Source organism: Pseudofrankia saprophytica (genome assembly GCF_000235425.2).
Lineage (GTDB): Bacteria > Actinomycetota > Actinomycetes > Frankiales > Frankiaceae > Pseudofrankia > Pseudofrankia saprophytica.
In genome coordinates this window covers 18,332-30,115 of record NZ_KI912267.1, presented here as the reverse complement: position 1 = coordinate 30,115, position 11,784 = coordinate 18,332, and the positions used below count along the sequence as shown (strand labels likewise).

At 72.5% G+C, this 11,784-nt stretch carries 12 protein-coding genes; 10 read left to right on the top strand and 2 right to left on the bottom strand.

Annotation, left to right across the window (positions count from 1 at the left end):
• The first annotated feature begins 8 nt into the window (after positions 1-8).
• Positions 9-1,667 carry an FAD-dependent oxidoreductase gene (locus FRCN3DRAFT_RS0234695; protein WP_007513365.1) on the top strand — a complete coding sequence of 553 codons (1,659 nt, stop codon included), beginning with the start codon at positions 9-11 and terminating at the stop codon, positions 1,665-1,667.
• A gap of 98 nt (positions 1,668-1,765) precedes the next feature.
• Here the strand turns inward: FRCN3DRAFT_RS0234695 and FRCN3DRAFT_RS0234690 are convergent, their stop codons facing one another.
• Both FRCN3DRAFT_RS0234690 and phnF read right to left on the bottom strand, forming a co-directional pair.
• Positions 1,766-3,286, bottom strand: a complete 1,521-nt coding sequence (locus tag FRCN3DRAFT_RS0234690; RefSeq protein WP_198536193.1) for an ATP-binding protein — start codon at positions 3,284-3,286, stop codon at positions 1,766-1,768.
• Positions 3,287-3,480: 194 nt separating this feature from the next.
• Entirely contained in the window at positions 3,481-4,236 is a 756-nt protein-coding gene (gene phnF, locus FRCN3DRAFT_RS0234685; RefSeq protein WP_007513362.1) for a phosphonate metabolism transcriptional regulator PhnF, read from the bottom strand.
• A 152-nt stretch (positions 4,237-4,388) separates the two neighbouring features.
• Here phnF and phnG point away from each other — a divergent pair, with 152 nt between their 5' ends.
• Genes phnG through phnN form a run of 9 tightly spaced genes read left to right on the top strand, consistent with a single transcriptional unit; the run spans position 4,389 to position 11,776 of the window.
• Entirely contained in the window at positions 4,389-4,919 is a 531-nt protein-coding gene (gene phnG / locus FRCN3DRAFT_RS0234680) for a phosphonate C-P lyase system protein PhnG (RefSeq protein WP_007513360.1), read from the top strand.
• Entirely contained in the window at positions 4,916-5,584 is a 669-nt protein-coding gene (phnH, locus tag FRCN3DRAFT_RS0234675) for a phosphonate C-P lyase system protein PhnH (RefSeq protein ID WP_007513358.1), read from the top strand. Before phnG ends, phnH begins: the two co-directional genes overlap by 4 nt.
• A gap of 4 nt (positions 5,585-5,588) precedes the next feature.
• Entirely contained in the window at positions 5,589-6,782 is a 1,194-nt protein-coding gene (locus FRCN3DRAFT_RS0234670; protein WP_007513357.1) for a carbon-phosphorus lyase complex subunit, read from the top strand.
• Complete coding sequence (locus FRCN3DRAFT_RS0234665; protein WP_007513355.1) at positions 6,779-7,681, top strand: alpha-D-ribose 1-methylphosphonate 5-phosphate C-P-lyase PhnJ; 903 nt, start codon at positions 6,779-6,781, stop codon at positions 7,679-7,681. Before FRCN3DRAFT_RS0234670 ends, FRCN3DRAFT_RS0234665 begins: the two co-directional genes overlap by 4 nt.
• Complete coding sequence (phnK, locus tag FRCN3DRAFT_RS0234660) at positions 7,678-8,457, top strand: phosphonate C-P lyase system protein PhnK (RefSeq protein ID WP_007513353.1); 780 nt, start codon at positions 7,678-7,680, stop codon at positions 8,455-8,457. Before FRCN3DRAFT_RS0234665 ends, phnK begins: the two co-directional genes overlap by 4 nt.
• Before the next feature lie 7 nt (positions 8,458-8,464).
• Positions 8,465-9,211, top strand: coding sequence for a phosphonate C-P lyase system protein PhnL (gene phnL / locus FRCN3DRAFT_RS0234655; protein WP_007513350.1), 747 nt, complete (start codon positions 8,465-8,467; stop codon positions 9,209-9,211).
• Complete coding sequence (locus FRCN3DRAFT_RS0234650) at positions 9,208-10,002, top strand: DUF1045 domain-containing protein (RefSeq protein ID WP_007513349.1); 795 nt, start codon at positions 9,208-9,210, stop codon at positions 10,000-10,002. Before phnL ends, FRCN3DRAFT_RS0234650 begins: the two co-directional genes overlap by 4 nt.
• Positions 9,999-11,174 (top strand): alpha-D-ribose 1-methylphosphonate 5-triphosphate diphosphatase, encoded by a 1,176-nt coding sequence (locus FRCN3DRAFT_RS0234645; protein ID WP_007513346.1) that lies wholly within the window; start codon positions 9,999-10,001, stop codon positions 11,172-11,174. Before FRCN3DRAFT_RS0234650 ends, FRCN3DRAFT_RS0234645 begins: the two co-directional genes overlap by 4 nt.
• A 29-nt stretch (positions 11,175-11,203) precedes the next feature.
• Complete coding sequence (gene phnN / locus FRCN3DRAFT_RS0234640; RefSeq protein WP_007513345.1) at positions 11,204-11,776, top strand: phosphonate metabolism protein/1,5-bisphosphokinase (PRPP-forming) PhnN; 573 nt, start codon at positions 11,204-11,206, stop codon at positions 11,774-11,776.
• Positions 11,777-11,784: the final 8 nt, after the last annotated feature.

Sequence of the window (11,784 nt, the reverse complement as noted above, 5' to 3'; positions counted from 1 at the left end):
TCCGGGACATGAGTGGTGGAGTGTGGGACGAGGTCTTCGACGTCGTCGTGGTGGGTAGTGGCGCGGGTGCCCTGACTGCGGCGCTGCTCGCGGCCGACGGCGGCGCCAGTGTCTGCGTCGTGGAGAAGTCCGAGTACATCGGCGGGACGACGGCAACCTCCGGCGGGGACATGTGGCTCCCCGTGAACCGGCATATCGCGGACCAGGACTCGCGCGAAGAGGCGATCGCCTACGTCACCCGGCTCTCCGACGGCCGTGCCTACGACCCGCACCTCATCGAGGTCTATGTCGACACCGCGGCGGAGGCGCTGGACTACCTCGAGGCCAACACCGACCTGGTGACCCGTGCCCACAAGGGGCTCCCCGACTACTACGCGGTCGTGCCCGGCCGTATCCCCGGCACCAAGGAGATCCCGCGGTCGGTCTCGTGCCAGCCCTACCCGGCGCGGGAGAAGCTCGGCGCCGAGTGGGCCGCGCGGGTGAACCCCAGCCCGTGGGTGAAGCCTCCGGAGGTGGCCTACGCCGAGGCGATCGAGGTCGTCCCCCGCGAGGAGCTGGAGCGGCGTCGGCGTGAGGGGTACCGGGCGAAGGGCGGCGCCCTCATCGCGACGCTGCTGAAGGCGCTGCTCGATCGCGGCGTCTCGGTCCGCTACTCGACGTCGGGGCGCGAGCTGGTGACGAACGACGCCGGCGCGGTCGTCGGCCTCGTCGTCGGCGAGGACGGCGCGCTTACCCGGCTCGGGGCCCGCAAGGGCGTCGTGCTCGCCACCGGCGGCTTCGAGTGGAACCCCGACATGGTGACGACGTTCCTCGGCTACGACGTGAAGCCGTGTACCCCGTGGACCAACACCGGTGACGGCCACCGGATGGCGATGCGCGCCGGGGCGCAGCTTGGCCTGATGACGTCCTTCTTCAGCTATGGCGTCATGCACGACCCGTGGGAGATCGGCCGCGACGGCAACCCGCTGCCGCAGATGGAGATGGGCCTGGGCGCCGGGTCGATCATCGTCAACCAGCATGGCAAGCGCTTCATGCACGGCGGCTACACGTACAACGACTTCTCGCACCCCTTCAACTTCTTCGACCAGCGCAACCCGGGCTACACCAACAAGGGGCCCGCGTGGTGCGTCTTCGGCGCGGCGCAGTGGGAGAGCAAGAAGGGCGTCTTCGGCGGCAAGATCGTCGACGGGGAGATCGTCGGGCCGAACGGCCAGCCCGCCCCGTCGTGGCTCGTCGCCGCCGAGAGCATCCGCGAGCTCGCCGCGAAGATCAACGTGGACCCGGACGCCCTGGAGGAGACCGTTCTCCGGTACAACGCCTTCGCCGAGAAGGGCGAGGACCCCGACTGGGGCGACCCCGAGCAGGTCCGCTCGGCCACCGGCCCGGACACGACGAGCCTCAAGCCCGTCGTCGGCCCGTTCTACGGCGCGATCCAGCAGTGGCCGGGGACGCTGGGGACGAGCGGCGGGCCGAAGATCGACGCCGACGCCCGCGTGCTGGGCACCGAGGTGCCGATCGTCGACGGTCTCTACGCCGCCGGGAACACCGCGGCATCCGTCCTCGGCGGGACCTACCCGGGCGGCGGCTCCTGCGTCGGCCCCAGCATGGTGATGGGGTACCGGGCGGGGCGGCACGCCGCCGCGCGGCCCGCCCGCGACATCGGCTGATCGCTCTGTTCGAAAACGCGCTGATCGCTCTGTTCGAAGGGGCGAACCTTGCGTCGGGCCGGCCGGGACATGCGTCCCGGCCGGCCCGACGGCTCTGACTAGCCGAATACGTCGGCGGCGGTTACGCGAAGCACATCGTCGGGCAGATTGCCGGTCACTTCCTCCCGGGCGGCGATGGCGTACAGCGGTTCTGGAAAGTCCGGGCTCAGCAGGTTGGACGCATGCGCCTTGCGCACGAGGGCGCGCAGGACGTGGCCGCCTTCTTCTCGCCTGGCCCACTTCACCTCGGCGGCGAGGCTGAGCCGTCCTCCTGGCTCGCTGAGCATCGCGACATCGATCTCGGCCGGGTCGGCCCCGTACTGGTGCCAGAACCGGCCAACTTCGATGACGGGCGCCAGCCTGGGGTCGTCCGCCATGGTCTGGATGAGATGTGTGCGTACCGCGTCCTCCCAGCGGTCGCCCATGAAGTTGTCGAACTGGCCTTCCATCACGCCTGCCACGGACTTGCCGAGGCCCTGGATGATGCCCGCCCGGCGAGGCTCCGCGATGGCTAGCCAGAAGGCCAGGAAGTTGTCCGCCACTCGGTAGTAGGCCCGTCGCGGGTCCGCACTGCGCCCGACCGGAAGCACCCGCTGGACCAGGCCGAGGTCGGCCAGAGCGGCCAGTGCTCGGGTTGGGTCGGTACCCAACGCGCCCTTGATCTCTCCGAACCTGGTGCGTCCGGCCGCGATCGCCCGAAGTACCTGTTCCGGGATACGTTCGCGGCGCCCGCCGGCGAAGTCCTCGGTGGCGAGGATCAGCTGGCCTTCGTTGAGAAGAAGCCCATGCTCGTCCGCGACCAGTCGCGTGAGGTTGTCCCGGAACGACCCCGACTGGTCCCACAGGTCAAGGTAGAACGGTATGCCACCGCAGACGCCCCAGGCCTTGGCGCGTTCGGCCGGTGAGAGGTCGGGCAGCATCAACGCCGCCTCACTGGGCAGAAACGGTCGGACCTGCAGACGGAGGGTGGCCCGGCCATAGAGCGGGGCGCGTTCCTCCTGCAACGCCTCCATGGTGCGTACCGCCGAGCCGCAGAGGACCAGACGGACGGGATGGTCGCCCATGCCCTCCCAGATCGCGCGCAGCGTGCTCTCGATGCTCGGATCGCTCTGGACCAGTTCGGGGAATTCATCAAGAATCAAGACCAGCGGCGATTCCGAAGCCGTGCGCCGAAAGATCTCGAATGCCTCGTCCCAGTCCCGAAACGGGCGGCTGGTCAGGTCGCGGTCGGCGAGTTCGAGCACCGGAGCCGCGGCCGCCGAGAGGGCAGCAAGTTCCTGGTCGAGCGCGCGGTTGCGCGACACGTGGTAGATCGCGCGTTTGCCGGCTGCCCAATGCGCCAGCAAGTGGGACTTCCCGACCCGCCGTCGTCCCCATACGACGCCGAGTTGAGGCCCTGGACGCCCGAACCACTCGTCCAGCAGGGACAGCTCCTTGACTCGATTGACGAAGCGCACCTTGGTCCATCTCCAGTAGCGGATCGGTCGCTCCATCGTACCTGCGATGGTCGCAGCCTTCGACCATCGCAGCCTGCGATGGTCGCAGGTTGCGCGAGACGTGCCTGCGGAGTCGGTGGGCACCCCCGTCCGGCTCAGGCCGTCGAGGGCGAGGGCGCGTTGCCAGCCGTCGGTCCGGGGGCGTCGCGGATGGGGTCGTGGACGGCGAAGACCCAGGTGAGGTCTGCGCGGGCGAGGTCCGGACGCAGGTGCCATCGCCCGACGCATCGGTAACGAGGTGGTCGCCGGAGGCCGGATGCGGGCTTGCCGAGGGCTTGCTAGGCCGGCCCGTCCAGTTCGAGGTCCGCGTGGCCGACGTCCAGCTCGACGCGGGCGGCGACGAACCGGGTGATGCCGAGCTGCAGCGGCGTGCCGTCGGTCAGGGTGTCGAGGGACCGGGTGACGAGGACGACGGAACCGGCCGTCAGCCCGAGGTCGGCCGCCTCGGCGGCGGTGGCGTGCCGCGCGCTGACCGTGGTCGCGGCCCGCACGTAGTCGTCGATCCCGACAGCCCGCAGCGCCGCGGTTATCGACCCGGTGGCGTCGAAGCGCTCCGCGAGCCCCGGCACACGGTCGGCCGCGAACCAGTGCGTGCCGCGCGAGATGGACAGGCCGTCCACCGAGCTCGCGGTCTCGAGTCGCAGACCCGCGCCGCCGCCGAGCGCGAGCCGCTCGGCGACCTCGGCGGGTGGCTCCTGCTCGACGGCTGACGCGAGCAGCCGGCGCGAGGCGCTGCCGCGGCTGCCCAGGCTGTCGGTGAGACGGGTGCGCGCGCCGATGCGGTGCACCAGCACCGTGTGCTCGGCGACGTAGGTCCCGCTGCCGCGGCGGGAGACGACGAGGTGTTCGGCGGCCAGGGCGGCCACGGCCTGGCGCACGGTGTTGCGGTGCACGCCGAAACGCTCGGCGAGCTCGCCCTCGGGAGGGAGCTTGGCGCCCGGTGCCCGGGCACCGCCGACGATCTCCCGGCGCAGCTCCTCGGCGATGAGCCGCCAGGTGGCGTATCCGCTGGGGGACCTGCTCTGCGCCGTCATGACGTTCGGAACTCTACCCACCTCGGCCGCCGCGTTCCCCGGCCGTTCACCTCCTGTCGGACAGATCGCCGCTTATACGTCATGGCGCCAAGGTCCCGTGTTGGGGTAACGTCAAGTTGTCTAGATAGCTGGACAACTTGACGGAGGATGCTGTGACACCACAGACGCTCCCGACTGAGGCCCCCGGCGACACTGGGACCCCCGGCGAGGCCGTGGCCCCCGATGAGGCCGTGGCCGCCCGGCAACGGTGGATGCGGACGCTCGCGATGGCCGGCCCGGCCGACCTCGACGCGGCCTGGCGGGGCTGGGCACCGAAGCCAGCCGTGCAGGCGGTCCGCGGCCCCGAGGCAGGCCTGGTGATGGTGCGGGCGCGCGTCGACGGCGGCGGGGCGCGCTTCAACCTGGGGGAGGCCACCGTCACCCGGGCCGCCGTGCGCCTGCACGGCGAGCCGCTGGCCGCCGACGCCATCGGCACCTCCTATGTCCTCGGCACCGACCTCGAGCACGCGCGGCTCGCGGCCATCTTCGACGGCCTGCTGGCCGACCCCGGGCAGCGCGAGCGGGTCCTGGCAGAGGTCATCGCGCCGCTCGAACAGGCGCATGCCGAACGCGACGACATCCGTGGCGCAGAGGCGCGCAGCACGCTCGTCGACTTCTTCTCCGTCGCCCGGGAGCACGAGTGACCCCGGCCGCGCTGCCCGCGCCCGGCTTCGCCGACCCCACGCGTGACGCGCAGCGCGCCTTCCGTGCCGTGCTCGACGCGCTCGCCCACCCCACGCGCCCCTACCCGCTGGCCGGACCGGCCGAGCCGCCCGCCGCGCTCGGCCAGGGTCTCGCCGCCGTCGCGCTGGCCCTGCTCGACGAGGACTGCGCCGTCTGGCTCGGTGGCGCGCTGGGCCACGACGCCGAGACCGCCGCCTGGCTCGCGTTCCACACCGGCGCGCGTCGCGTCGCCGACCCGGCCGCGGCCGGCTTCCTCATCACCGGCCCGGACGCGCTGCCGCCGCTCGCCTCGCTGGCGCTCGGCACGGATGAGGCGCCGCACCTGTCGGCCACGGTCGTCCTGGACATCCGCGGCTGCGCCGGGCCCGCCCGGTTCACCGCGCGGGGGCCCGGCATCGACGGTCACGCCACGCTCGCGGCCCCCTGGGCTCCGGACGCGTTCGCCGAGGCCTGGCGCCGGAACACAGAACTCTTCCCGCGCGGCGTCGACCTGCTGCTGGTCGACGCCGGGACGGTCGCCGCGCTGCCCCGCACCACCCGCCTTACCGCCGCCGTCGCCGCGGACACCGAACAGGCCGCGGACACCGAACAGGCCGCGGACACCGATACCGAACGGGAGGCCTGAGCCGATGTACGTCGCGGTCAAGGGCGGGGAACGCGCCATCGCCAACGCCCACGCCCTGCTCGCCAAGGAGGGACGCGGGGATCCGGGCCTGCCGCGCATCGAGCTGGCCGCCGTCGCCGGCCAGCTCGGAGTCCTGGTCTCGCGCGTCATGACGGAGGGGTCGCTGTACGACCCCGAGCTGGCCGCGCGCGCCATCCTGCAGGCACAGGGCGACGTGCTCGAGGCCGTGACGCTGGTGCGCTCGTACCGCACGACCCTGCCGCGCTTCGGCTACACGCTGCCGGTGGACACGGCTGGGCTGCCGCCGCAGCGCCGCATCTCGGCGACCTTCAAGGACCTGCCCGGCGGCCAGCAGCTCGGCGCAACCTTCGACTACACCCACCGGCTGTTCACCGACCGCGACACCGCGGGCCCGCGGACCGGGCGGGAGGCCGGGCCACGGCCGGAGATGCCGCGCGTGACCGACCTGCTCGGAGCGAGCGCGCTCATCGAGCCCGACCATGCCGGCACCGGCACCGGCACCGGCACCGGCACCGGCATTGGCACCGGTGACCCGGAGCCGGCTGACCTCACCCGGGAGCCCGCCGTCTTCCCGATGAGCCGGGCCGAACGGCTGCAGGCACTCGCCCGCGCCGACGAGGGGTTCCTGCTGGCGCTGGGCTACTCGACTCAGCGTGGCTACGGGAGCACGCACCCGTTCGCGGGAGAGATCCGCGTCGGCGAGGTCGAGGTCGAGTTCGAGGCACCCGAGCTCGGTTTCGCGGTCCCGCTGGGCCGCCTCGAGGTCACCGAGTGCCAGATGATCAACCAGTTCCAGGGCAGCGCCGACACCCCACCGCAGTTCACCCGTGGCTATGGCCTGGCCTTCGGCCGCGGCGAGCGCAAGGCCATGTCGATGTCGCTGGTCGACCGGTCGCTGCGCGCCGGCGAGTTCGGCGAGCGCGTCGTCGCCCCGGCACAGGACGAGGAATTCGTGATCAGCCATAGCGACAACGTCCAGGCCACCGGCTTCGTGGAGCACCTGAAACTGCCGCACTACGTCGACTTCCAGGCCGAGCTCGGGCTCGTCCGCCGCCTACAGGCCGAGTTCCGTGAGCGGGCCGCCGCCCGGCCGGCCTCCCCGGCGCCAGCCGGGGCGGACCCCGCTGACGGGACCCCCGCCGGCCAGGCACTCAGCCTCGCGGAGGCAATGGCATGACCGGCGGACTCGGCGGATACAACATCGGCTACCTCGACGAGCAGACGAAGAGGATGATTCGTCGGGCGCTGCTCAAGGCCGTCGCCATCCCCGGCTTCCAGGTGCCGTTCGCCTCACGCGAGGTGCCGATGCCGCGTGGCTGGGGAACCGGCGGCGTCCAGGTGACCGCCGCGATCATCGGGCCGGACGACGTGCTCAAGGTCATCGACCAGGGCGCGGACGACACCACCAACGCCGTGTCGATCCGCTCGTTCTTCGCCGCGGTCGCCGGGGTGCGCACGACGACGCGCACCGACGAGGCCAGCATCATCCAGACCCGCCACCGCATCCCGGAGACGCCGCTGGGCGAGGGGCAGACGATCGTCTACCAGGTGCCGGGCCCCGAGCCGCTGCGGTTCCTGGAGCCACGTCTCACCGAGACCCGCCGCCTGCACGCGCTGGCGGACTACGGACTCATGTACGTCAAGCTGTACGAGGACATCGCCAAATACGGCCACTTCGCGACGACCTACGACTACCCCGTCATGGTCGCGGGCCGCTACGTCATGGCACCGTCCCCGATCCCCAGCTTCGACAACCCGAAGATGCACCGCAACCCGGCCCTGCAGCTGTTCGGCGCCGGGCGCGAGAAGCGCATCTACGCCGTGCCGCCCTACACGGACGTCGAGAGCCTCGGCTTCGAGGACTACCCCTTCGAACCACAGCGCTTCGACGAGCCCTGCGCGATCTGCGGCTCCGTCGGCGTCTACCTCGACGAGGTCATCACTGACGACGTGGGCGGCTCGATGTTCGTCTGCTCCGACACCGACCACTGCGAGCGTGCGGCAGCCGGCGCGGCCGCGGCCGGCGCCGACACGGCCGACACCCAGGCCGCCGGCACCGAAGCGGTGACCGCATGAGCGGCGCGCAACCCCTGCTGGAGGTCCGCGACGCGGGCCACCGTTACAGCGACCGCTGGGGCTGCCGTGGCGTCGACCTCGACCTGTGGCCCGGTGAGGTGCTCGCCGTGGTCGGCGAGTCGGGATCCGGAAAGTCGACGCTGCTCGGCACGCTCTCCCAGCGCCTCAGCCTGACCGAGGGCAGCATCCGTTACCGCGCCGCCGACGGCGAGGTGGCGGATCTGTCCGAGATCGGCGAGAGCGCGGTGCGCCGGCTGTGGCGCACCGAATGGGGCTTCGTCCACCAGGATCCCGCCGACGGGCTGCGCATGCACGTGAGCGCGGGCGGCAACGTGGGCGAGCCGCTGATGGCGACGGGCTGGCGCCACTACGGGCGCATCCGCGCCGCCGCCGCGGAGTGGCTGCGGCGGGTGGAGATCCCCGCCGACCGCATCGACGACGCTCCCGTCACCTTCTCCGGCGGCATGCGCCAGCGCCTGCAGATCGCCCGCAACCTGGTGGTCTCGCCGCGGCTGGTGTTCATGGACGAGCCCACCAGCGGCCTGGACGTGTCGGTGCAGGCGCGCCTTCTCGACCTGATTCGCTCGCTCGTCGCCGAGCTGGGCCTGGCCGTGATCATCGTGACGCACGACCTGGCGGTGGCCCGGCTGATCTCGCACCGAACCCTGGTGATGAAGGACGGCCGCGTCATCGAGTCCGGCCTGACCGACCGGGTGCTCGACGACCCCCAGGCCGCCTACACCCAGCTCCTCGTCTCCTCGATCCTCCAGGGGTGATCAGACCATGGCTGTCCCAGCGGCTGCGGCCCCGCCGATCCTCGCCGTCTCCGGCGTCGACAAGACCTTCACCATGCACCTGCAGGGCGACCAGCGCCTGCCCGTGCTGCGCGGGCTGACCTTCGAGGTGCACGCCGGCGAGTGCGTCGCGCTCGGGGGAGTCTCGGGCGCCGGCAAGAGCTCGATCCTCAAGATGGTCTACGGCAACTACGCCGCCGACCGCGGCAGCATCGTCCTGCGCCGCCCGGGCGCCACTGCCGACGGCGGCGTCATCGACATCGCCGCCGCCGACCCGCGCCAGGTTCTCGGCGCCCGTCGCGACACGATGGGTTACGTCAGCCAGTTCCTGCGCTGCGTGCCACGCGTCGGCGCCCTGCAGGTCGTCGCCGAGCCGCTCGTCGAGCGCGGCGTGCCCGCGGCGCGGGCACGCGAGCGAGCGGCGGAGTTGCTCGCCCGGCTCGCCATCCCCGAGCGGCTGTGGAGCCTGCCGCCGGCCACCTTCTCCGGCGGCGAGCAGCAGCGGGTCAACATCGCGCGTGGGTTCGTGACCGAGCTGCCACTGCTGCTGCTGGACGAGCCCACCGCCTCGCTCGACGCGCGCAACCGCGACGTCGTCACCGAGCTGATCCGCGAGAAGCGCGCGCGGGGCGTCGCGATGCTCGGCATCTTCCACGACGCGGCGGTGCGCGAGGCGGTCGCCGACCGCGTCCTTCCCGTGGAGATGTTCGCCCCGGCCGTCGGGGCGGCGGCGTGACCGCACGGTTCGCGATCTACGCGGCGCCGGGCACCGGTCCGACGGACGCCGCGGCCGTGGCGCTGCGCGAGAAAGCCGAGCGGTGGCTGGGCCGCGCCGTCTCGGGGGAGCCGGTCACACCCGGCGTCCCCGCCGGCTGGACCCGCGAGACGGTCGACGCGATGACGGTCGACGCGCGCCGATACGGCTTCCACGCCACGCTCAAGGCGCCGTTCCGCCTCGCCGAGGGCCGCACGCCCGACGAGCTCGACGCCGCGTGCGCGTCCTTCGCGGCGGGGCGGGCCGGCGTGACGATCCCGCGGCTGTCTCTCGCGCGCCTCGGCAGCTTCTTCGCCCTGGTACCAGGGGCGGAAGCGGCGGAACTGTACGCGCTCGCCGACGACGTGGTGACCGGTTTCGACGGCTTCCGCGCCCCGGCGACCGAGGCCGAGCTCGCCCGCCGCAAGCCGGCCTCGCTCACGCCGCGCCAGCGCGAACTGCTGGGGGCCTGGGGCTACCCGTACGTGCTCGACGAGTTCCGTTTCCACCTCACCCTCACCGACGGCATACCGCCACGACGGCAGCCGGACGTGGAACGCGCCCTGAGCGGCTGGTTCGCCGCCTCGCTCGGCGCCACCGTCCGCATCGATGCGCTCGCCCTGTTCACGGAGGCCGAGCCCGGCGCCCCGTTCGCGCTGCACGCGGTGCATCCGCTGCGGCCGATCCCCGCTTCCCCACCTGTTTGCGCACCCGGATCCGAACCCGCACCCGTACCTGCCGAAGTCTCCACAGTCAGCGAAGGAACGAGATGACGCGCGAAACTGTGCTCCGCAACGCCCGCATCGTCCTGCCCGAGGAGATCCTGCACGGCTCGGTCGTGATCCGCGACGGCCTGATCGCCGGCATCAGCTCGGGCCAGACCGGCGTCGGCGAGGACCTGGACGGCGACTACCTGCTGCCCGGCGGGGTCGAGCTGCACACCGACCACCTGGAATACCACTTCTCCCCGCGGCCGGGCGTGCGGTGGGACCCGCTGCCCGCCGTGCTCGCCAGCGACGCGCAGCTGACGGCCGGCGGCGCGACCACGGTTCTCGACGCGGTGCGCATCGGTGCCGGCTCATCCGGCAAGAGCGACGTGGCGACAGAGCATGCCCGGCACCTGGCGGACTCGATCGAGCTGGCGGCCGACGCGGGCCTGCTGCGTGCGGAGCACGCGATCCACGTGCGCTGCGAGGTGTCCGCCGAGGACTGCCTCGACTCGTTCGGTGTGTTCGTGGACGACCCGTATGTGCGGCTGGTCTCCCTGATGGACCACACCCCCGGCCAGCGCCAGTACGCGGACATCGAGGTGTTCAAGCGGTACCAGGTCGGCAAGGGCAACATCACGGAGGCCGAGTTCGACGGCTACGTCGGTCCCCTCATCGAACGGTCGGCGCGCTACGCCGACGGCCACCGCCGCGCGATCGCGGCGCTCGCCGCCGAGCGCGGGATCCCGCTGGCCACCCACGACGACGCGACGGCCGACCACGTCGCCGAGTCGGTGGCTCTCGGGGGGTGCATCTCCGAGTTCCCGACCACCGTGCTCGCCGCCGCCGAGGCCGTGAAGCGTGGCCAGCAGATCGTCATGGGCGCCCCCAACATCGTCCGCGGCGGCAGCCAGTCGGGCAACGTGGCCGCGGCCGAGCTGCTCGAGCTCGGGCTGCTGCACATCCTCTCGTCCGACTACGTGCCGTCGAGCCCGCTGCAGGCCGTCTTCCAGCTGGCCGCCGACGGCGCGATCGGGCTGCCCGAGGGCGCGGCGCTGGTCAGCGGCAACCCGGCGCGGTCGGTCGGCCTCGACGACCGCGGCGAGATCACGGTCGGCAGGCGCGCCGACCTGGCGCGGGTGTGCGCACACGACCTGCCGGGGACCGAGCTCCACCCGCGAGGGCTGCGCGTGCCCGTCGTCCGCGGCGTGTACCGCGAAGGGCAGCGGGTGGCGTGAGCGCGGCGGCGGAGCGAACTCGAGATGCGGTGAGCGAGCCGATCGGGCCCGGCGCGTTCGTCGCGGTCGTGGGTGCCAGTGGCGTCGGCAAGGATGCCCTGCTGTCGTATGCCCGCGAGCATTCCGGTGACCTCGCCCGCTTTCCCCGGCGGATCATCACCCGCCCGCCGGGGCCCGGGGAGGACCACGAGCCGGTGAGCGAGGAGCTGTTCGCCCAGGCCCGCGACCGCGGTGACTTCGCCGTGTACTGGCAGGCGCATGGCCTCCGTTACGGCATCCTGGCGTCGGTCGACGCCGAGGTACGCGACGGCCGCGTCGTGGTCGTCAACGTCTCCCGCGCCGTGATCGACGAGCTTGCCGGCCGCTACCGGCGGCTCGTCGTCGTCCGGGTGACCGTGTCAGCGGAGGTTCGCGCGCGGCGACTGCGCGCCCGGGGCCGCGAGCCCGAACCCGGTATCGGGCAGCGCCTGGCCCGCCAGGACCCGGCCCCGGGCCACCGGGTCGACGCGGTGATCGAGAACGACGGCACGCTCGCCGAGGGCGGCGCCCAGCTGGTGCGTGTCATCAACGACGCGGCGGCCCGCCCGGCGGCCGCCCGCTGAACGGCCCG